This is a genomic window from Caballeronia sp. EK (assembly GCF_014384845.1).
In the GTDB taxonomy this organism is placed as follows: Bacteria; Pseudomonadota; Gammaproteobacteria; order Burkholderiales; family Burkholderiaceae; genus Caballeronia; species Caballeronia jiangsuensis.
Genome location: NZ_JACSUE010000020.1, coordinates 47073 through 67047 on the forward strand (window position 1 = coordinate 47073; position 19975 = coordinate 67047).

A 19975-nucleotide genomic window follows, 5' to 3' on the forward strand; every position below is an offset into this window, starting at 1 on the left:
CACACATGTATTCGGATAATAAGACATGCTCATACAAGTTGCAATCGCTAGGGCTTTCCACGGCTGACGCATGACGATGAAATCCGTAAACTCGCGCTACGCCCAGACCGGCCATCAGTCATAAGGCAGCGCGATCATGACTCTGCAACAGTTGGAGACTTTCTTCTGGACCGTGAAGCTCGGCAGCTTTGCTGCCGCCGCCGAGCGCCTGTACGCGACGCAATCCGCCGTGTCCATGCGCGTGCGTGAACTCGAACGCACGCTGGGCGTCGAGTTGTTCGACCGCACGCATCGCACGGCGCGGCTCACGCCGAAGGGCCGCGAACTGATGGATTATGCGAGCCGCATTCTCGATCTCTCGACTGAACTGGAGCATCGGATCGGCGCGCCCGAAGCGGTGTCGGGCACGGTGCGCTTCGGCGTGGCGGAAGTCGTCACGACGACATGGCTGCCACGTCTCATCACCACGATTGCGGAACGCTATCCGAATGTGCGTCTGGAAATCGAAGAAGCGCTGACTGCGGAATTGATGGCGAGTCTGCATCAGGCCGAACTGGAGCTCGTGCTCGCGCCGGGGCATACGCGCACACCGGAGCTATCGACGCTCTCGCTCGGCACCGTTGATTTCCAGTGGATGGCAAGTCCCGCGCTGGGCCTCGACGCGCGCACGTACAAGCCTCACGAACTGGCCGAGTATCCGATCATCGGCATGAAGCAATCGTCGTTTCATTACGCCGCGCTGGAGGACTGGTTCCTCACGGAACATGTGCGATGCCGCTATCTCGCGCGCTGCAAAAGCGTGGCAGTTGCGGCGTCGATGACGATCGCGGGCATGGGCGTGTCGTATCTGCCGGTGCGCTCGTACAGGCAGGAGATCGCGCAGAACAAGCTCGCTATCGTGCACGTGGAAAATCCGTTGGAGCCGGTCGAATTCATCGCGGCATGTCCCGCCGGGCATTCTTATTCGCTCGCTCGCGCGATTGCGGAACTCGCTCGCGAAGTCAGCGATTTCGAGTGCATCAAGACTACGGCTTCGTCGCGATGAATGGTGCGGCGCGCCATGACACATCAAGTTTCCTGATGTTTTTTCGCGCAAATTACTCGTTTGAGTTCATGTGCCGTCACGCCTAACCTTTTCTTCAAGCACAGCGCGCGTTCCCACACGACCCGCACCGACTGTTGCTGGGAGATAAGGAGAGAGACACATGGAAACGGTCCTCATGCGAGAGGAGGCGGTTGCTCGTCCGGACGACGAACGGCAGACGAAACTGTACGTCACGCTGAAGTCCATTACCTCGCTGGCCGACGACATAAACGCATTCGAATTCGTGAGCGCCGATGGCGAGCCTTTGCCCGCGTTCACGGCGGGTTCGCATATCGACGTGCACCTTCCCGACGCAACCATTCGACAATATTCGCTCTGCAATTCGCCTGACGAACGACATCGCTATGTGGTCGCCGTGCTGCGCGATCCGACGGGGCGCGGCGGGTCGGTCGCGATGCACGACACCTTGCGAGCGGGCCATAAGCTGTTTGTTTCAGCGCCGCGCAATCACTTCGCGCTTTCGAAATCGGCGCGCAGACATGTGTTTATCGCGGGTGGAATCGGCATCACGCCGGTCATGGCGATGATCGCGGAAGTGCGAAAGCGCGGCGAGCCGTTCCATCTCTTCTATTGCGCGCGAACCTCGCAACGTGCCGCGTTTCTCGATCGCCTGAAGACGCTCATCGAGCGCGGCGATGTGTCGCTGCACTTCGATAACGGCGATCCGCGCAATGGACTCGATCTCGTATCGACGCTCGAAAGACGGCCCGCCGATACGCATCTCTACTACTGCGGCCCCGGCCGTTTCATGGACGCAATCGAAGCCGCGAGCGCGCATTGGCCCGCGGGCACGCGTCATTGCGAACGCTTTTCCGCAAGCGGCGCGATCAAGGAAAGCGAGGCAGCGACCGAACCCGAGACACCCTTCGATATCGAACTGCGGCGCTCGCAAAAAATCCTCACGGTGCCACCAGGCGAATCCATTGTCGATGTCATGCGCGCAAACGGCGTGGAAGTCGATACGTCGTGTTGCGAAGGGTATTGCGGCACGTGCATGACGCGCTATCTCGCGGGCGAACCGCTGCATCGCGACACCGTGCTCGACGACGAGGACCGCGAGGAATTCGTCATGATCTGCTGCTCGCGTTCGAAGTCGCCGAAACTGGTGCTCGATCTTTGAAACGCCTTTTCAAGCGGTTTCAGTAAGAACACGCGGAGCGACTGGTTCCGCTCGACTCAACGTTCCACACTCATCGAGAAAGAGGATGCGCGTCATGAGCACATTCGAATATGTGAAGGATTGCTGGTATCCGATCGGCTTTTCGTCGGAGTTTGCTATCGGCCAGTTGCAGGGGCATAAGATCGTCAATCGCCCCATTGTGATGTGGCGAGCCGAGAGCGGCGATGTCGTCGCGTTCGACGATCGCTGCTGCCACAAGCGCTTTCCGCTTTCACAAAGCAGGCTGCTCGACAACGGTCAGCTCGAATGCGCGTATCACGGCTTGTGCTACGACGCGGCGGGCCAATGCGTGGCGATTCCGTCCGCACCCGACAAGCCGATTCCACCGCAAGCGCGCCTGAGCGTCGTGCCCGTGCGCGAACAGGACGGCGTGGTCTGGATCTGGCCGGGCAACATCGCGGCCTCGCAGCGCTGTGAGCCGCCGCGCACGCCCGAGGTCACCGATGCGGAGAACCTGTCGATCGGCTCGCCCGAACCGCTTTACGTGCCTGCGAATTACTTGTTGCTGATCGAAAATCTGCTGGACATCACACACTTTTATCCGCTGCACGACGGCAATATCGGCGATAAGGAGAACAGCAGGATTCCGGTGGACCTCGAAGAAGGCGACAGCGAAGGCTACACATTCGTGCGTACGACGCGCCATGTGCATGGCTATCGGCAACCGCCTTATCTGAAGGAATGGTTTCTGTATGACGAAGTGGAGCGCGTTCACACACATTGCATGGTCACGCCCGGACTCACGCGCGTGGTGATGCGCGTCGCGCCCGAGGGAGAACTCGGCACGGACAAGGAACGCGGGTATACGCTTCTGCATCTCCACTTGCCGGTCGATGAACGCAACCTCGTGTGGCGTTGGAACGTGTCGTGCAAGAATTGGCACACCACATTGAGCGATGCGAACATGCCCACCGCGAAGAAGGTCGCGGAGATGTTCCCGGCGGTCGTCGCGCAGGATCAATGGGCGCTGGAGCGGCAGCAACGGATGATGGAATACCCGGACGATGGCTATTCCGAACTCTTTCTCAAGACCGACAAGGCATTGCGCCGCGCCCGTCAGATTCTCGTCGGTCTGCAGCGCAAGGAGCGCGAGCTTCAGATCAGCTTGGCAGGACAGAGTGCGCCCGCGAACGAATCTGCGATGGCGTAAATCCTTGAGGTCACTGCCGCCTTTACCCACCATCCCGCGGAAAGGCCTGCAAACAAGGCCTGTAAACAAGGCTCCATACGAGAGAGCATCGACCCCGGTTCAGGAGACACACGATGGAAACCCATGATTCCCCGCCGCTGGCGGTGAGGCCTCAAGCCGTCCCCGATCATCCGGACGAAGGCAAGACCCTGTTGCAGCGAGCGGTGTCTTCGTGCGTGTATCTGTTCGAACGCGTGATGCCGGATCCGTTCGTCATCGTCATTCTGCTCACGGCGATGGTCGCGTGCCTCGCGCTCGTCTTCGCACCGAAGGGCACGCCCGAAGTGATCCTGACCGGCTGGTACAAAGGCATTTTCGGCATCTTCACCTTCGCGTTCCAGATGGTGCTCGTGCTCGTCACGGGCTATGCGCTCGCGAGCGCGCCGCTCATCAAGTCGGGCTTGCGCAGCGTGAGCAAGCTTGCGGTGGGGCCGGTTTCCGCCGTGCTGCTCGTGTTCGGCGTCGGTGCTGTCGCGACGTTCCTGAACTGGGGCTTCGGCCTGGTCGTCGGCGCATTGTTGTCCAAGCAAGTCGCGCGGCAGGTGCGCGTGGACTTCGCATGGCTCGTGGCCGCCGCGTATAGCTCATGGGTGCTGTGGGCGTTCACCGGCATGTCGAGTTCGATAGCGCTCTCTATCGCGTCGCCGGGCAATCCGCTCAATATCGTCGAGCAACATACGCACTCGGCGGTGCCGCTCGCGCATACGGTGTTCGCAGGATGGAACCTGCTCGCTGGCATCGCTGCAATGGTGCTGATTCCGGTCGTTTTCATCCTCATGCGTCCCGCCGATAAAGACGTGATCGCCGCCGACGCCGCATTGCTCGAAGCGGAAGACAAGAAGGTCGACGATACGGCCGATTCGCGCGCCGGGACTTTCGCGGGCCGGCTCGAACGCTCGCGCACCTGCGCCCTCCTTTTCGTGCTCGCGGGCGTGGGCTACCTGGCAATCCAGTGGACGCGTCACGGCGTGAGCCTGGACATCAACACGGTCATCTTTATCTTTCTGCTCGCAGGATTGTGTCTGCACGGCAGTCCGCGGCGGTATGTCGGCGCGGTGACGGAGGCCGCGAAGGTCACGGGGCCGATGTTGCTGCAGTATCCGTTCTATGGCGGAATCATGGGCATCATGAGCGCGACCGCACTCGATGAAACCGTCGCGCATGCCTACATTCACGTTGCTTCGAGCACGACGTTGCCGTTCCTGAGCTATCTCGCATCGGGCGTGATCACGTTGTTCATTCCGAGCGGCGGCGGTCACTGGGCGGTGCAGGGGCCGTTCACGATCCCCGCCGCCATGCAGCTCGGCGCGTCCTTGCCGGGCACGTCGATGGCGATTGCCGCGGGCGAAATGGCAGGCAGTCTGTTGCAGCCGTTCTGGGCGATTCCGGTCGTCGCCATCGCGGGCGTCGGCGTGCAGCGCGTGCTGGGCTTCACGCTGGTTATCTTGCTGACGGCGGGATCGCTGCTCGGCTTCGTGTATCTGTTCGTCGTGCCGGTGTGGGCGGGCACGTAGTCCGGCTATTTCACTAATCATTCGATGATGCCCGCGCGCTTCACACCCGCGCGGGCATCGGCATTTTTAGCATTCGATGGGATGCCTATCAACTTCGTCGAGATGGCGCGCTCGTATCGGACAGATGAGCCCACGCGTCCTATAATATAGGACTATACATTCAAAATGTGGTTTACACGATGCTCGGTCCGTCGCAGAATGTGGTCGAGCAAGAAGGCTGCGAGCAGAGAGCGCGAATCAAATGGAGACGCACGTCATGCAATCAGGCACATCGGGTAAAGCGCACGAGGCATCGGCACGAACGATCTTGCGCGTCACGAGCGGCAATTTCCTGGAGATGTACGACTTCTCCGTCTACGGTTTCTACGCGCTTTCGATCTCCCAGGCGCTCTTTCCGCGCGGCAACGAATTCGTCTCGCTGATGCTGTCGTTCGCTACATTCGGTGTCGGCTTTCTGATGCGGCCGATCGGTGCGCTCGTGCTCGGCTCCTACATCGACCGGCGCGGACGGCGTGCGGGCCTCCTGCTTACGCTCGCGCTGATGTCAGTCGGCATGTTGATGATCACCTTCGTGCCGGGCTACGACACAATCGGCATTGCCGCGCCGATCATCGTCGTGCTGGGGCGCTTGTTGCAGGGCTTTTCCGCGGGCGCGGAACTCGGCGGCGTGTCGGTGTATCTCGCGGAAATCGCGCCGCCGGGACGACGCGGCTTCTTCGTCAGCTGGCAATCGGCGAGCCAGCAGGCGGCGGTCGTATTCGCAGCGGTGCTAGGCGTGGGCCTGCGCTTCACGCTCACGGCCGAACAGATGAATAGCTGGGGCTGGCGCATTCCGTTCATGATCGGCTGTCTTATCATTCCCGTGCTTTTCATGATTCGCCGCCGTCTGCGAGAAACGAAAGAGTTCGAATCGCGCGCGCGGCATCCGACGAGCAAGGAGATCTTTGCGTCGCTGCGAGACAACGCGCGTCTCATCGGCGGGGCGATCATGCTGGTGACGCTCACCGCCGTCATGTTCAATCTCATCACCGCTTACACGCCGACATACGGCTCGCGCGTGCTTCACCTGCCCGCCATCGATTCCTTCCTCGTGACGATGGCTGTCGGCATCATCAACTTCACGATGCTGCCGATTGTCGGCGCGATTTCGGACAGGGTCGGGCGGCGGGCCGTGCTCACCGTATGTGCGGTGCTCGTGATTCTGACTGCCTATCCGGCGATGCTATGGCTCGTGCAGGCGCCCAGTTTCACGCGCTTGCTCGCTGTGGAGATGTGGTACGCGATGATCTACGGCTCGTATCAGGCAGGCATGGTGGTCGCGCTCACGGAGATCATGCCCGCGAGCATTCGCGGCACGGGCTTCTCGCTCGTATGGAGTCTCGCGCAGGCTATCTTCGGCGGCTTCACGCCGTTCATTTGTACCGCGTTGATTCAGGTCACGCAGAATCGGGCGGTGCCTGCGTTGTGGCTCTCGTTCGCCGCGCTGATCGCGTTGTTCGCGACCTTCCGCATGTTCGCGCGGCCTTCCGGTGAGCCCCGGACCGCGTTGCCTTGAGCCGACACAGCGCATTCACGCATTGCCTGGCCGTTCGAACTCACTCGTCTCCAGCGCGAGTTCGGCCACGGCCGCGACGATGGGATCTGTCGTCGTATGCCGATGTAGCGCGACGAACTGCACCGGACCGATCTGCGGTGCGGTATCGATGACGCGCAGCTTGCCCGCCGCGATTTCCGCGTGATACGACGCGCGCGGCAAGAGGCTCACGCCCAGACAAGATACGGTCAACTCCGCGAGCACGCGCACGTTGTTGCACGAGATGACCGGACGATAATCGGCGTTCGCATCGCGGAACCATCGTTCGATGACCGGATAGTGATGCGATTGCGACGACAAGCCCAGCACAGGCCACGTCGCTAGCTCGGCGGGCGATAGCTTGCGCGCGGGCACGGCAAGCGCGGGCGAGCACATCCAGACGAATTCGTCGTAGCCGAGCGAAATGGCTCGAAGCCCGCTTTGCACGACCGGGCCCGTCACGAGCGCGAGATCGAGATCGCCGTTGCGCAGCTTGTCGACGAGCGTCGCCGTCAGACCCATATCGAGCACGACCGCGAGATTCGGATAGCGCTCGCGCAATGCGCCCATCAACTTCGGCAGCCAGGTAATCGCGACGAGCCCCACGACGCCGAGTCGCACCGTGCCCGTGAGCGCGTCCTTGTCGCCGATACGATGCCTCACGCGCGATGCCAGCGCGACGATCTCGCGTGCCGATACAACGAGGTCTTGCCCCTTCGCGGTGAGCCGCGCGCGATGCTGGCTGCGATCGAACAGATCGACGCCGAGCGAGCGTTCGAGCTCGCGAATGCGCGCGGAAACGGTCGATTGCGTCGCGTTGAGCGTTTGCGCGGCGGCGGCGAAACTGCCCGTATCCACGATGCGCAGAAAGGTCTCCAGTTGTCGAATGTCCATTGCTCTTCATGGCGGTTGGGCGGCATCACTTCATCGCTTATTTCGATGATGCGCGATCGGAAAGTCTCGCTATCCGGCGCGGCGCGCACGCCCTAGACTGGCTTGCATCGCGGCATAAAACACACGACATTGCGCCGCAAAAAAAGGAGCCCCGGAGATGACTGATCAAACGATGATACTGGAAGAAGACGCCGCGCACGATCTCGGCGAGCCGGTACGCATGACGCCTTTCACCGGCAAGATTGCGTGGACGCGTGACAGTCTCGCGCCCGAAGACGGCATCGTGAAGATCAACGATGCGTGCCGCCGCGAACTCGATGAAGTCGTGGCGACGCTGCGTGCGAATCCGCTGCCGACGCCGCTTCTGCGTCCGGACGACTTTTCGCTCGAACGCTGCCGCGCGATGATGCGCGAGGCGGCGCAATTGCTGAGCGACGGGCCGGGCTTCGTGATCGTCGACCGCTTGCCGATGGAACTGTGGAGCAAGGAAGAAGCATCGGCGGTGTATTGGCTGCTCGCGCAGATGGTGTCGCGTCCCGTTGCGCAGAGCTGGGACGGCAAGATGATTTATGACGTGCGCGATCTCGGCAAGCCGCCAGGCAACGGCGTGCGGCCGGACATCACCAACGCGGAACAGAACTTTCATACCGACAATAGCTATAACGTCTGCCCGCCGGATTACGTCGCGCTGTTGTGCCTGCATCCCGCCAAGGAAGGCGGCGTGAGCAGTATCGTCAGTTTCCATACCGTCTACAACCAGATGATCGAGCGTTATCCGCATCTGCTTGAGCGCTTGCATCGGCCGTATCTGTTCGATCGGCAACGCGAGCACGCACCCGGCGATTCGACTATCATCAGTCATCCTCTCTTTTGCAAAGAAGCAGACGGCGTCGTGTGCAGGCTGTCGCATCGTCATGTGATCAACGGCTATCGGATGGCGCAGCGGGAGATGGACGAGGAGACCCTCGAAGCACTGGAAACGCTCGAAGCCGTCATGCGCGAACCGCAATGGGCGCGTGAGTTTTTCTTCGAGCCAGGCCAGATTCAGATCGTCGATAACTTGCGTTGCGGGCATCGACGCACGAACTTCGTCGATTTCGATGAAGAGCATCGCAAGCGGCATCTCGTGCGTCTGTGGCTTCGCGATGCACGCCGGCGGTTCTATAACGGCTGAATATCGTAGAAGCCTTTGGCAAGGCGCGCCGCGAGCGCCTTGCGATCCACCTTGCCGACCGCCGTCTCAGGCAACGATTCGACGAACACCACGTCGTGCGGCACGTAGATGCGTGAAAGGCGCTTGCGTACGGCGTCCTGCACGCGTTCGGCATGTATCGCGGTAAGGTCTCTCGGCACGACGAATGCAACCGGCACTTCACCGAGATCGCGATCCGCGCGGCCCACGACACAGCACGCGGCGACATCTCCTTCCGCCACGATCACGCTCTCGATCAGCAACGGCGAAATGTTCTCGCCGCCGCGGATGATCACGTCCTTGATGCGACCTGTCACATAGAGATAGCCGTCGTCGTCGAAGCGGCCGAGATCGCCGGTGCGCAGCCATCCATCGACGATCGTGCGCGAGGTTTCATAGGCGGCGCCCAGATAGCCTGTCATGAGATTCGGCCCTGCAATGCAGATTTCACCTTCGACATTCGGTGTATCGATCATCGTGTCGTCGGCGGTGCGCAGCCTGACCGTCTGTCCCGGCACGACCTTGCCGACCGAACCCACGCGTCGCGCGTTCGGCGGATTGAGCGTGCTCGTACATGTCGCTTCCGATAAACCATAGGAAATCACGAGCGGACAACCGAGCTTCGCTTCCACTTCGCGATGCAAGGCTTCCGTGATCGGCGCGGAACCGCAGCGCGCCATGCGCAGCGTTGCGAGCGAGCCGGCCTCGAAGTGCTGCGCCAGCATGCGCGAATACATCGTAGGCACGCCAGTGATGATGGTCGGCTTGAAGCGCGTCAGCAAATCGGGCATGTCTTCCGCACGAAAACGCGGGCAAAACACGACGCTTGCGCCCGCGAGCAACGGCGCGAACAACTGATTGTTCACGCCATTCGTGTGATAGATCGGCATGACATGAAGCAGCCTGTCGTCGCTCGATAGCGCGCTTTGTTCGAGCACGCCGAGCGCATTGTTGAGCAGCGCGGCCTGAGTGAGTTGCACGACTTTCGGACGTCCCGTGCTGCCCGAAGTGAAGAGCAGAAGGGCGGAGCAATCGGCGGCGACATCGACAGGCGGCCAGTACGACGGTTCCGTCAGACGCGCGAAGTCGATGATGGTCGTATGCGAAGGAATGGCATGTTCGCTCACGAGCGATGTGTTGTCGTCGTCATGCACGAGAAAACGTGCACCTGTTTCGACGAGACGCGCGCTCACTTCGTCCGGTGCGAGCTTCGGTTCGAACACGCACGGACACAATCCCGCGCGAATCGCTGCGAGCAACAACACGACGGCATCGAGCGAGCGCGACATCGTGATAGCGACGACATCGCCGGGGCGCGCATTGCGGCCCGACAAGTGCGCCGCGACGCTGCCGGTCTCGCGTGCGAGTTCGGCATACGTCAGCGAACGCGTGCCATCGCCGATTGCGGGAAGGTTCTGCACATTGCGCACATGCCAGTACTGTTCGAAGGCTTGCGCGAGACTCGTCGGTCTGACATCGAAATTCAATGCGGTGGTCGTCGTCACTGTGTCGTTCTCGTTACCTGAGTCGAACGGCTGCATCGCGCTCGAATTGCCCGTGCGGGTCGAGTGATTCGAGCGCTTCACGTTCGCGCGACGTCGGCGGCGCGGTGGGCTCGGCGTCGCTTGCATCGAACGTGAAACCGGTGCGTTCGCGGACTTCATCGAGACTCGATTCCGGATGCCACGATTGCAACGCAAGCTTGCCGTCGCGCTTCACGAATACGGCGATGGGCGTGACCACGCCATGCATGCCGCCCCACGATGTCACGAAGTCGAGCTTCGCGACGAGCGTGCGTTTCGAATGCTCGGTGCGCCACGTGCAGGCGCGTCTGGCCGTCGGCAGCATGACCGCGCCGCCGCCGCCGCCCGGCAGTCGCACTTTCGGATGCGCCCATTCGCCGATGCACGAGTTGTTCGCGCAGCCTGCGCCGTCGAGTTGCGCCGCGCCTAGGAACGTGAGATCCATGCGGCCGCGCGTGCAAAGATCGTAGAAATCCTCGTTGGCGAAGATCGATGCCGAGCCTTCCGCAAGCAATGGGTCGGAGCTCGAAATCGGAATGGAAGAGGGCGACGGATCGACGCCGCCGGCCACGTTGATATACACGAAGTCCCAGTCATAGGCGCGCTTTGCGAGCAGACATGCGAGCATCGGCGGCGTGGAGTTCACGCCGCTGAACGTGATCTCGTTCGGCCGGATGAAGCGCGCGAGATTCGTGACGATGTAGGAGAAGCCGCTCCATTGTTCAGCCATGTCGATGAACCTCCGCTTCGGGCGCGGCATCGATATGGCGTGCGAGCGCTTCGGGGCCTTCGTGAAGATACGCATCTACCGCCGGATAGTCGATCGCATACGATGGCCAGCACGAGCCCGGCCATGCGCCGTTCTTCACGATCGCGTAGTTTTGCACCATGAAATAAGGGACGATCGTGAGTTCGGGCTGATCGGCGAAGCGCGTATCGCTGAGTTCTTCGGCAACGACGAGCACGCTTTTGGCGGCGCGGCTCATGATGCGGTCCCAGTGATACGTGCCGGCCACGCGCACGTTGCCATCGCGATCCACGCTCGATGCATGAATCACGGCAAAGTCCGGCGAAATTGCGGGAATCACGTAGGCTTTCTGGCCGCTGCCATAGGGATCGTCGAGACATTTCCAGTCGTTGATCCGCACGAGATCGCTGCCGTGCAAGCCGCCGCACGGCATGAACGGCACGCCGAAGGCAGCCGCGCGCAGTCCCGCGGTGAGGCTCGCGCATGCGTGTTCTTCGAGCTTCAGATGACCCTTCTCGACCGCGCGCCGATACCACGGCGCAAGCCCGAAATTGCCTTCCATCGCGACGATGCCGCAACGCGCGCGCGAGGCCACGCCCGCGCGGCAAAGTATGTCGATGTCATAGCCCGGCGACTGCTTGATGATTTCGATGTCGCGCTTCTCTTGCCGGATCAGTTCGCGCACGAACGCGAACGGCCCGCGATGTAGAAAGCTGCCGCCCAGGCCCAATGACGCGCCATTGGGTACGAGCGCGGCCAGTTCGGCGAGCGAGACCTGCTTGTCCTTGCTTGCGAATCCCGAACTCATGCGAGTTGTCTCCTAAGCCTTCTTCGACGACGCCAGATACGCTTCGATGCGCTTGTGAATGCCCGGCGCAGACGCCGATCGAACGAGCGCGGCGAGGTCGGTATCGGCCTCTTCGGTGTCCAGCGCGCGTCGCAACATGGCGCGGCTCTCGGCGGGCAAGGCGCGCGCGCGTTCCACCGCTTCGGCGACGACTTCCGAGTACTGCTCCGGACCCGCCACGCGTTCGATGAACCCGTTCGCACAAGCACGTTCGACATCGAACGTGGCGGCTGTTTCGAGAATGCGCTGCGCCTCACGCGTGCCGACGATTCGCGCGAATCGCGCCGAACCCAGCACGAGTCCGAACTTCAGCCCCGGCATGCGAAACGTCGAACCGGGCGCGGCCACGCGCAGATTGCACGCCGCAATCAGATCGACACCCGCGCCGAAATTTCTGCCATGCGCGAGCGCCACGGTGAAGCACGACGCGCTCGCAATCTTGTTCAGCAACGTTTCGATGCGGATAAAACGGAGCACCAGATCGCCTTCGCTTTGCGCATGCACGTCGCTCATGTCGAATCCCGCGCTAAAGCATCGGCCTTCGCCTTGCAGCGTGACGAGCGATATTTTTGCGGCATCGGCAGCGTCGAAAGCCTGAATCAGTTCTTCCACGATACTCGCGGATAACGCATTCAGCTTGTCCGGCCGATTGAGCGTGATCGACCAATGCGTCGGCATTTTCTCGACGATGATGCCGCTCATGCCTCGACCTCCGAGCGCTTCAGCAACTCGGCGTTGTGTTCACCGAGACCCGGCGGACGCAGGCGAATGTCAGGCGTTTTGCCGGAGAATTTGACGGGCGATGCGAACGTCTTCGTCTGCACGCCATTGGGCAATTCGAGCGGCTGCACCCATTCCATATGCTCGACTTGCGTGTCCTTCAACACTTGCGAATACGTGTTGATCGGCGCGCACGGCACGCCCGCCGCACGAAAGCGCTCGATCCAGTGTTCGGCGTCGTCAGCGGCGAAGATCGCCTCCAGCGTGTCGCGCAATTCGACCTGATGCTGCGCGCGCAGCGTGGTCGTCGCATAACGCGAGTCCGCCTTGAGATCGTCGCGTTGCACGACCTTGCACACCGACTCCCACAGCGCGTTATTGCCTGCCGCCATGCCGAAATACGTGTCGCGCGCCTTGAACGCCTGATAAGGCGCGTTACGCGGATGCGCCGAGCCGAGCTTCTGCGGATCTCGCCCCGTGCCGAAGTATTCGGACGTCTGCAATGCGGCGATGGCGAGCGTCGCGCCGAGCATCGGCACGTCGATATGCGTTCCTTCGCCCGTTGCCGCAACGCCGCGCAGCGCCGATGTCACCGAGAACGCGGCATACAGGCCAGCGGAGAAATCCGCGAGCGGTACGCCGCACTTGACCGGCGCACCATCGGGTTCGCCCGTGATGCTCATGATGCCGCTCATCGCTTGCACGGTCAGATCGAAACCGCCTTCCTGCGAACGCGGCCCGGTCTGACCATACGCGGAGATCGAGCAATAGACGATGGATGGTTTCATCGCGCGAATGTCTTCGTAACCGAGCCCGAGGCGATGCATCACGCCGGGACGATTGTTCTCGATGACGACATCGGCTGTCTGAATCAACGACTTCGCCTGAAGAATGTCTTCGGGGTTTTTCAGATCGAGCGTGACCGAGCGCTTGTTGCGGTTGAGCGACGCGAAATTCTCGCTATAGCCATCGGAGATGGGCGGCCACGCACGCAACGTATCGCCGCCGTTCGGATGCTCGACCTTGATGACGTCCGCGCCCATGTCCGCGAGCAGCATTCCGCAATACGGCCCCGCCGCGACGTTGCAGAACTCGATGACCCTGATTCCTTGAAGTGGCTGGTCCATGTGTTTTCCCTGGCGATCCCGTTGGCATGCGGCGGCGCTCGTGCGCGTCGATTCGATTGTGGCGCGATCTTCCGGGCGTGTAAACCAAAAAATGATATACGCATCCTATAAAATAGGATGACGTAGGAGAGGACCGTGAACACGCACTGGGTAGATTGCCGGATCGATACGCGGCTCTTGCCGCTACGCGCGGTGTAGAATGAACTTTTAATCCTAAATCTTAGGACAATGGACAAGACGTTGCTGAAGGGCATGATGCTGCTGGAAGCGCTCGCCGATCAGAATGGCAAGCCCGTCACGATCCCGGTGCTGGCCGAGCAGGTCGGGCTCACGAAGAGCAACACGCACCGCACGTTGCAAACGCTCGCGCACGCAGGCTATGCAACGCGCGATGAAACCACGGGCAACTATCGCAGCACGTTCAAACTCTTCGAGCTGGGTGCGAAGCAGATGGCGCAGATCGACGTGCGGCAGTTCGCGGCCGTGCATATGCGTGCGCTGGTCGATCTCACGCAAGAGACGGTGCACCTGTCGATTCTCGATGGCGCCTCGGTCGTGTATGTCGACAAGATCGAGAGCGCGCAGCCCGTGCGTGCGTATTCCGTGCTCGGCGGCCATGCGCCTGCGTATTGCGTTGCGACGGGCAAGATTCTTCTCGCGCATCAGACGCAGGAATTCCTCGCGCGGCATCTGGTCGATCTCACCGCACATACGAAGGCCACCATCACGGATTTGCAGGCGCTCAAGGTCGAGCTCGCGCGCGCGGCGGCCAATGGCTATGCGATCAATCGTGGCGAATGGCGGGACAGTGTGGGCGGTGTCGCCGCGCCGATCTTCGATGCGTTCGGCCTTCCGGCTGCGGCCATCGGAATCTCGGGGCCGTTGGAGCGCCTGAGCGTCAAGCGCATGAAGGAGTTCGCGCCGGCGGTTCAGGATGCGGCGCTGAACATCTCGCGGGCCATGGGATATCGCAAGTGAAGTGAGCGACGCCGGCGCCGAATGTTCGCTGTATTGAGCGGGAGCGGACCTTTTCCTACAACAACTCGGCTGAATCGTTCTGCGTCACGTGGCTGGCTTGTTTGTTGAGCGGCGCCATTGCATCCGCGATGGCGCTGGCCGCTCCACGCAAGTCGGGCAACAGCTTCAGGCAGGCCGCGATATCGAGCCGCGAGGTCGGTCCATGCAATGCGAGCGCGGCGTACACGCGCCCCGAGGTATCGGAAAGCGGCACGGCGATTGCCACCGAGTCATCGAACAGTTCGCTGTCGTGCAGGCCGACGCCCGTCTCGCGTGCGCGCGCCAGTTCTTCCTTCAACGGCTCCCACTCCGTGATCGTGCGCGACGTGAAGCGCTTGTACGGCGGCTTGCCGATCAGCGCCTCGATTTGCTTCTGCGTCATGTTCATCAGAAAGAGCTTGCCGCTCGCCGTGCAGTGCAGCGGCACGCGCGTACCCGGCTCCAGATGCAGACGCAAGGGCATCGGCGTTTCGACGCGATCGAGATAGAGCACCTGATTGCCGTCGAGGATCGTCAGGTTGCAGGTTTCGCCCACTGCGTCCACGAGTTCCTGCAAGACTGTGTGAGGTTGCGAGCGCAAGGTGGAATGGCGCAGCACGTCGAGCGCGAGCGCGGCCGAGCGCGCGCCCACCGTGTACCGCTTGCCGAGCGGTTCGCGATAGACGAGATCGGCCTCGAAGAGCATTGACAGGATGCGGAACACCGTCGGCTTGGGGAGCTTGCAGGCGTGGGTCACATCGTCGAGGGAAACGGGCGTGTTCGCATGCGCCACGTATTCGAGTACGGCAAACGCCCTCAACGCGGTCGATTCCGGCTTCTGTGGGTCAACGTTCAGCATTGCGCGTCGCAAGAATCCTCGAAGCGGCCATTGTACGTGAGCACCCCTTCACGCCGCCTGCGGCAGCTTCAGGATCGCGCGCGCTTCCTCGGGCGTTGCGGGTACGCGATCGAAGCGCTCGCAAGCGTCGACGATCTTGCCGACGAGTTCCGCGTTGCTCGACGCGAGCCGCGTCGCATCGATGCGCGTGTTGTCCTCGAGGCCGGTGCGGCAGTGACCGCCCGCCTCCAGACACCACTGGTTGACCTCCCATTGATGCCGCCCGATTCCGGCCGCGACCCACGTCGCCTGGGGCAGCACTTCGCGAAGCTCGGCACGCAGAAAATCGAACACGTTGCGTCGCGCGGGCAGCGCATTCGGCACGCCGAGCACGAACTGCACGTGCGCGTTCGGTGCGAGCAGGCCCGCCTTCACCAGGTTCGCGGCGTTATACAACATCGCGAGATCGAACACCTCGATTTCAGGCTTGATGCCGTGTTCGAGCATCGTTTTCGCGAGTCCTTCCACGAACTCCGGCGGGTTCTCATAAATGTTCTTCGGAAAGTTGACCGAACCGGTGGCGAGCGACGCCATGTCCGGCCTGAGCGGCAGCATCGCACCGCGGGCCGACTGCTCGCGGCCACGTCCGCCCGTCGAGAACTGCACGATCATGCCGGGGCAATGCTTGCGCACGCCTTCCTGCACGCGGCCGAAAAGCTCGGGATTGGAACTCGGGTTTTCGTCGGCGTCGCGCACATGGATATGTACGAGCGATGCGCCCGCCTCGAACGCCTCGTGCGTCGATTCGATCTGCTGATCCGGCGTGACGGGAACGGCGGGATTGTCGCGTTTCTTCGGCACCGCGCCGGTGATCGCAACGGTGATGATGACGGGAGAGGGCATGCGGAACTCCTCTTGAGCGGAAACGACGGGCTAGTGGATTTCACTGAATGAGATGCGGCATTTCATTATTGCACCCTGCCTTAGTGTGTGCAATCATCTCTCTCAACGGAACGCCACATTTCACTCAACGGAATTCGCACGCAGCGGGTGCGAACGTCGACCGAACGGCGAGGTGCCGCGCACATGGAAAGACAAGGAACCCTGACGTTTAAGGATCTCGTGCAACTCGTCGAGCTGATCAAGGCGTCGGCGAATTTCAACGAGTTCCATCTGCGCATGGGCGATGTCGAACTCGATCTGCGGCGCGGTGACGCGGTCGATGGCAGTGCGCCTGCCGTTCCCGCGGGAAACGGCGCTGCTTCGCGGACGCCTGCGCCTGCTCCTGCTCCCGCGTCCGTCTCACGGCCGCCTGAGCCGGCGGCGTCATCCGCGTCTGCCGCCACTACCGAATGGCCGGCGGATTCCACCGTCGTCAAATCGCCGATGGTCGGCACTTTCTATCGTTCGCCGGAGCCGGGCGCCAAAGCCTTCGTCGAAGTCGGCGACGCCGTCGAGGCGGAGGCCACCGTCTGCATCATCGAAGTCATGAAGCTGATGAACTCCATCGCGGCGGGCGCGGGTGGCGTGGTCACGCATGTATTGGTCGAGGACGGCGATCCGGTGGAGTACGGCCAGCCGCTCATCGTGATCGCGCCGAAAAGCGCGGGGGCCAGCGCATGAACGTGCTCGCCGAACCGAGCGCGCGCGCAAAGCGCTTCAGGCGCGTTCTGATCGCGAACCGCGGCGAGATCGCGGTGCGCATCATCCGCGCATGTCGCGATCTCGGCATTGAAACCGTGCAGGTCTATTCGGATGCCGATCGCGATTCGCTCGCCGTGCGCCTTGCGGACCGCGCGGTCTGCATCGGGCCGCCGCGCTCGAGCGAGAGCTATCTGAACGCGCGTTTCATCGTGTCGGCAGCGCTCGTGCATGGCGTGGACGCGATTCATCCGGGCTATGGCTTTCTCTCCGAGAACGCCGGGTTCGCCGAGTTATGCGAAAAAGAAGGCGTGGTGTTCATCGGGCCGTCGGCGCGCGTGATCTCGCTGATGGGCGATAAGGCGATGGCACGCCGCATGGCCGAGGAAGCCGGCGTGCCGACTACGCCCGGTTCGCGCGGCACGGTAGAGAGTCCGACGCAGGCGCGCGAGATCGCGATGGAGATCGGCTATCCGGTTCTGCTCAAGGCGGCGGCAGGCGGCGGCGGGCGCGGCATGCGCGTCGTGCACGATCCCGCCGATCTCGATACGCAATTCGGCGACGCCTCGCGCGAAGCGAAGGCCGCATTCGGCGACGGCTCGATCTACGTCGAAAAATTCCTGACGCGTGTGCGTCACATCGAAATCCAGATTCTGTCGGACGGCGAAACCGTGCTTCATCTCGGCGAGCGCGACTGCTCCGCGCAGCGGCGCAATCAGAAGCTGCTGGAGGAGAGTCCGTCGCCCGCGCTGACGGAAGACATGCGCGCGCAGATCGGGGACGCGGCGGTGCGCCTGTGCCGGCACGTCGGATATCGGAGCGCGGGCACGATCGAATGCATTCTCGACGATGCTTCAGGCCGCTTCTACTTCATGGAGATGAACACGCGCGTGCAGGTCGAGCATCCGGTGACGGAATGCGTCACCGGCATCGATATCGTGAAGGAACAGATCCGCATCGCGCAGGGCGAGCCGCTGCGCATCGCTCAGGCGGACGTGCGCATTCATGGTCACGCGATCGAATGCCGCATCAACGCCGAAGATGCCGCGCGGAACTTCGCGCCGTGTCCCGGGACCGTGCGCGAGTTCCATGCGCCGGGCGGTCCGGGCGTGCGCGTCGATTCGCATCTGTTTTCCGGGTATCGCATTCCGCCGTATTACGACTCGCTCGTCGCGAAGCTCGTGGTGTGGGGCGCGTCGCGCGAGGAAGCGATCGCGCGGATGCGGCGCGCGCTCGGCGAAATGCGCGTCGAAGGCGTCACGACGACGATCCCTTTTCACCTCTCGCTGCTCGACGATCCGCACTTCGCGCGCGGCGAGATTCATACGCGCTTCGTCGAAGAGCGGCTTCTGGAGACGAGATGACCGATCTGTCCATCATGCAACGCACGAGCGCGCCGCACGATCGCGGGACTCGCACGTTCGGTCTCGTCGATGTGACGCTGCGCGACGCGCATCAATGCCTGTGGTCCACGCGCATGACGACCTCGACGATGACGCCGATTCTCGGCGCGATCGATCGCGTGGGCTATGCCTACGTCAACATTCTCGGCGGCGCGGTCTTCGACGTTTGCGTGCGCTACCTGCAGGAGAATCCGTGGCGGCGCGTCGGCCTTCTGTGCGACAGGCTCACAACGCCCTGCGACGGCCTCACGCGCGGCCAGAGCCTCTACACGTTCGAACTCTTTCCCGACGACATCGTGGCGCTCAATTCGAGCGTGCTCGCCGGTCTCGGCTTGTCCGTGCTGACCGTCTACGACGCGCTCAACGACAACAGGAATATCGTTTCGTCGGTGCGCTCGGCGCACGAAGCCGGCATGAAGGTCAACGCCATGCTGACCTACACGCTGAGCCCCGTCCACACCGACGCGTATTACGTGGAGCGAGCAAAGGAACTGGTCGCGTTGCGCGCGGACTTCATCTCCGTGAAGGATCCGACGGGACTCCTCACGCCCGAGCGCGGGCGCACGCTGTTTCCGGCGCTCGTCGCGGCGGTCGGGGAGATTCCGCTGCAACTGCATTCGCATGCACAGTCGGGCCTCGCGCCGGAAGTCTACGAAGTGGCGATGGCGGCGGGCTTCAGCCTCGGACACACGGCGGTGACGCCGCTCGCGAACGGCGCATCGCTGCCGGCCGCCCAGGAGATCGACGCGCGCGCGAGGCGTCAGGGATTCGCAACAAACGTCGATCTCGCGGCACTCGCGGAAGTATCAGACTACTTCGACTGGGTCTGCGAACGCGATGACAAGCCGCGCGGCCGCGTCGCCGAATACGATCCGGCGCTGTACGAGCATCAGGTGCCGGGCGGCATGATCTCGAACCTGAAATCGCAACTCGCGACGATGAACATGTCGCACCGTCTTCCCGAGATTCTCGAAGAGGCGGCGCAGGTGCGGCGCGATCTCGGCTATCCGATTCTCGTCAGCCCGTTCGCGCAGTACATCATCACGCAGGCGGTGCTCAATGTCGTGCAGGGCGAGCGCTACAAGACCATTCCCGACGAAGTGCGCAAATACGCGATGGGCTACTACGGACGGCTTGCCGCGCAGCCCGCCGACGTGTTTCTCGAGCGCGCGCGCATCCGCGACGACGAGCGCGTCGAGGAAGCGCCCGCTGCGCATCTCGCGCCCGCGGTGCAGCGTCTGCGCGCGCAGCTCGGCGCATCGGCGAGCGACGAAGATATCCTGCTCGCCGCGTTCTATTCGCCCGAACTGCTCGCCCCGCTGAAGAAGAGCGAGCCGGCCTATGAAGACAAGACCTCTCCGCTCGCCGAGATGATTTGCTATCTCGGCGCGCAGCGCGATCTGACGCATGCACGCGTGCGTTTCGGCGGCATGGACATGACGCTGTCGGCGGCGCGGGGATAGCGCGACGGCGCCGGCCGACTCG

Annotated in this window: 18 protein-coding genes; 10 read left to right on the top strand and 8 right to left on the bottom strand. The window is 62.3% G+C overall.

The genetic code is table 11. The annotated features are described in order from the left end of the window. The first annotated feature begins 136 nt into the window (after nucleotides 1–136). The 5 genes from IAG25_RS35835 (at nucleotide 137) to IAG25_RS35855 (ending at nucleotide 6543) form a co-directional block, all read left to right on the top strand. Nucleotides 137–1045, top strand: a complete 909-nt coding sequence (locus IAG25_RS35835; protein ID WP_187609082.1) for a LysR family transcriptional regulator — start codon at nucleotides 137–139, stop codon at nucleotides 1043–1045. A 160-nt stretch (nucleotides 1046–1205) separates the two neighbouring features. Beyond that, nucleotides 1206–2225, top strand: coding sequence for a PDR/VanB family oxidoreductase (locus tag IAG25_RS35840; RefSeq protein ID WP_255504198.1), 1020 nt, complete (start codon nucleotides 1206–1208; stop codon nucleotides 2223–2225). A gap of 94 nt (nucleotides 2226–2319) precedes the next feature. Further along, nucleotides 2320–3435 carry an aromatic ring-hydroxylating dioxygenase subunit alpha gene (locus IAG25_RS35845; protein WP_187609083.1) on the top strand — a complete coding sequence of 372 codons (1116 nt, stop codon included), beginning with the start codon at nucleotides 2320–2322 and terminating at the stop codon, nucleotides 3433–3435. A gap of 113 nt (nucleotides 3436–3548) precedes the next feature. Next, nucleotides 3549–4988, top strand: a complete 1440-nt coding sequence (locus IAG25_RS35850) for a short-chain fatty acid transporter (RefSeq protein ID WP_187609084.1) — start codon at nucleotides 3549–3551, stop codon at nucleotides 4986–4988. A gap of 256 nt (nucleotides 4989–5244) precedes the next feature. Further along, nucleotides 5245–6543, top strand: a complete 1299-nt coding sequence (locus tag IAG25_RS35855; RefSeq protein WP_187609085.1) for an MFS transporter — start codon at nucleotides 5245–5247, stop codon at nucleotides 6541–6543. A gap of 15 nt (nucleotides 6544–6558) precedes the next feature. Here IAG25_RS35855 and IAG25_RS35860 read toward each other — a convergent pair whose 3' ends face one another. Further along, entirely contained in the window at nucleotides 6559–7455 is an 897-nt protein-coding gene (locus tag IAG25_RS35860) for a LysR family transcriptional regulator (RefSeq protein ID WP_187609086.1), read from the bottom strand. A gap of 157 nt (nucleotides 7456–7612) precedes the next feature. Here IAG25_RS35860 and IAG25_RS35865 point away from each other — a divergent pair, with 157 nt between their 5' ends. Next, nucleotides 7613–8629, top strand: coding sequence for a TauD/TfdA family dioxygenase (locus IAG25_RS35865; RefSeq protein WP_187609087.1), 1017 nt, complete (start codon nucleotides 7613–7615; stop codon nucleotides 8627–8629). Here the strand turns inward: IAG25_RS35865 and IAG25_RS35870 are convergent. From IAG25_RS35870 to IAG25_RS35890, 5 genes are read right to left on the bottom strand one after another with little or no spacing between them, the layout of a single operon-like run. Beyond that, entirely contained in the window at nucleotides 8617–10152 is a 1536-nt protein-coding gene (locus tag IAG25_RS35870) for a class I adenylate-forming enzyme family protein (protein WP_309244001.1), read from the bottom strand. The two genes, IAG25_RS35865 and IAG25_RS35870, sit on opposite strands and share 13 nt — an antisense overlap. A 13-nt stretch (nucleotides 10153–10165) precedes the next feature. Then, nucleotides 10166–10900, bottom strand: a complete 735-nt coding sequence (locus IAG25_RS35875) for a CoA-transferase subunit beta (protein WP_187609088.1) — start codon at nucleotides 10898–10900, stop codon at nucleotides 10166–10168. Continuing rightward, nucleotides 10893–11726 (bottom strand): CoA transferase subunit A, encoded by an 834-nt coding sequence (locus IAG25_RS35880; RefSeq protein ID WP_187609089.1) that lies wholly within the window; start codon nucleotides 11724–11726, stop codon nucleotides 10893–10895. Before IAG25_RS35880 ends, IAG25_RS35875 begins: the two co-directional genes overlap by 8 nt. A gap of 12 nt (nucleotides 11727–11738) precedes the next feature. Next, the gene (locus IAG25_RS35885; protein ID WP_187609090.1) at nucleotides 11739–12467 is read right to left on the bottom strand and encodes an enoyl-CoA hydratase/isomerase family protein; all 729 of its coding nucleotides are present in this window, start codon (nucleotides 12465–12467) and stop codon (nucleotides 11739–11741) included. Further along, a complete protein-coding gene (locus tag IAG25_RS35890; RefSeq protein ID WP_187609091.1) occupies nucleotides 12464–13612 on the bottom strand; it encodes a CaiB/BaiF CoA transferase family protein in 1149 nt (382 codons plus the stop codon). The genes IAG25_RS35885 and IAG25_RS35890 overlap by 4 nt, the downstream gene beginning before the upstream one ends. A 228-nt stretch (nucleotides 13613–13840) precedes the next feature. Here IAG25_RS35890 and IAG25_RS35895 point away from each other — a divergent pair, with 228 nt between their 5' ends. Continuing rightward, nucleotides 13841–14590 carry an IclR family transcriptional regulator gene (locus tag IAG25_RS35895; RefSeq protein WP_187609092.1) on the top strand — a complete coding sequence of 250 codons (750 nt, stop codon included), beginning with the start codon at nucleotides 13841–13843 and terminating at the stop codon, nucleotides 14588–14590. 55 nt (nucleotides 14591–14645) lie between these two features. Here the strand turns inward: IAG25_RS35895 and IAG25_RS35900 are convergent, their stop codons facing one another. Together IAG25_RS35900 and IAG25_RS35905 are read right to left on the bottom strand one after the other, a co-directional pair. Continuing rightward, on the bottom strand, nucleotides 14646–15467 hold the full coding sequence (locus IAG25_RS35900; protein ID WP_187609093.1) for an IclR family transcriptional regulator: 822 nt from the start codon (nucleotides 15465–15467) through the stop codon (nucleotides 14646–14648). Between the two features lie 48 nt (nucleotides 15468–15515). Further along, nucleotides 15516–16349 carry a 3-keto-5-aminohexanoate cleavage protein gene (locus tag IAG25_RS35905; RefSeq protein WP_187609094.1) on the bottom strand — a complete coding sequence of 278 codons (834 nt, stop codon included), beginning with the start codon at nucleotides 16347–16349 and terminating at the stop codon, nucleotides 15516–15518. 183 nt (nucleotides 16350–16532) lie between these two features. Between IAG25_RS35905 and accB the strand changes: the two genes are divergently transcribed. The 3 genes from accB to IAG25_RS35920 are packed head-to-tail and all read left to right on the top strand — an operon-like array spanning nucleotide 16533 to nucleotide 19953. After that, nucleotides 16533–17069 (top strand): acetyl-CoA carboxylase biotin carboxyl carrier protein, encoded by a 537-nt coding sequence (gene accB, locus IAG25_RS35910; RefSeq protein ID WP_187609095.1) that lies wholly within the window; start codon nucleotides 16533–16535, stop codon nucleotides 17067–17069. Next, a complete protein-coding gene (locus IAG25_RS35915; protein ID WP_187609096.1) occupies nucleotides 17066–18451 on the top strand; it encodes an acetyl-CoA carboxylase biotin carboxylase subunit in 1386 nt (461 codons plus the stop codon). The genes accB and IAG25_RS35915 overlap by 4 nt, the downstream gene beginning before the upstream one ends. Further along, a complete protein-coding gene (locus IAG25_RS35920) occupies nucleotides 18448–19953 on the top strand; it encodes a pyruvate carboxylase subunit B (RefSeq protein WP_222946799.1) in 1506 nt (501 codons plus the stop codon). Before IAG25_RS35915 ends, IAG25_RS35920 begins: the two co-directional genes overlap by 4 nt. The last annotated feature ends 22 nt before the right edge of the window (nucleotides 19954–19975 follow it).

Coding starts and splice junctions, on each gene's coding strand:
- IAG25_RS35850 (WP_187609084.1), top strand. CDS start 3,549: ATGGAAACCCATGATTCCCCGCCGCTGGCGGTGAGGCCTCAAGCCGTC.
- IAG25_RS35835 (WP_187609082.1), top strand. CDS start 137: ATGACTCTGCAACAGTTGGAGACTTTCTTCTGGACCGTGAAGCTCGGC.
- IAG25_RS35900 (WP_187609093.1), bottom strand. CDS start 15,467: ATGCTGAACGTTGACCCACAGAAGCCGGAATCGACCGCGTTGAGGGCG.
- IAG25_RS35875 (WP_187609088.1), bottom strand. CDS start 10,900: ATGGCTGAACAATGGAGCGGCTTCTCCTACATCGTCACGAATCTCGCG.
- IAG25_RS35880 (WP_187609089.1), bottom strand. CDS start 11,726: ATGAGTTCGGGATTCGCAAGCAAGGACAAGCAGGTCTCGCTCGCCGAA.
- IAG25_RS35860 (WP_187609086.1), bottom strand. CDS start 7,455: ATGGACATTCGACAACTGGAGACCTTTCTGCGCATCGTGGATACGGGC.
- IAG25_RS35920 (WP_222946799.1), top strand. CDS start 18,448: ATGACCGATCTGTCCATCATGCAACGCACGAGCGCGCCGCACGATCGC.
- IAG25_RS35895 (WP_187609092.1), top strand. CDS start 13,841: ATGGACAAGACGTTGCTGAAGGGCATGATGCTGCTGGAAGCGCTCGCC.
- accB (WP_187609095.1), top strand. CDS start 16,533: ATGGAAAGACAAGGAACCCTGACGTTTAAGGATCTCGTGCAACTCGTC.
- IAG25_RS35865 (WP_187609087.1), top strand. CDS start 7,613: ATGACTGATCAAACGATGATACTGGAAGAAGACGCCGCGCACGATCTC.
- IAG25_RS35840 (WP_255504198.1), top strand. CDS start 1,206: ATGGAAACGGTCCTCATGCGAGAGGAGGCGGTTGCTCGTCCGGACGAC.
- IAG25_RS35845 (WP_187609083.1), top strand. CDS start 2,320: ATGAGCACATTCGAATATGTGAAGGATTGCTGGTATCCGATCGGCTTT.
- IAG25_RS35885 (WP_187609090.1), bottom strand. CDS start 12,467: ATGAGCGGCATCATCGTCGAGAAAATGCCGACGCATTGGTCGATCACG.
- IAG25_RS35890 (WP_187609091.1), bottom strand. CDS start 13,612: ATGGACCAGCCACTTCAAGGAATCAGGGTCATCGAGTTCTGCAACGTC.
- IAG25_RS35915 (WP_187609096.1), top strand. CDS start 17,066: ATGAACGTGCTCGCCGAACCGAGCGCGCGCGCAAAGCGCTTCAGGCGC.
- IAG25_RS35905 (WP_187609094.1), bottom strand. CDS start 16,349: ATGCCCTCTCCCGTCATCATCACCGTTGCGATCACCGGCGCGGTGCCG.
- IAG25_RS35855 (WP_187609085.1), top strand. CDS start 5,245: ATGCAATCAGGCACATCGGGTAAAGCGCACGAGGCATCGGCACGAACG.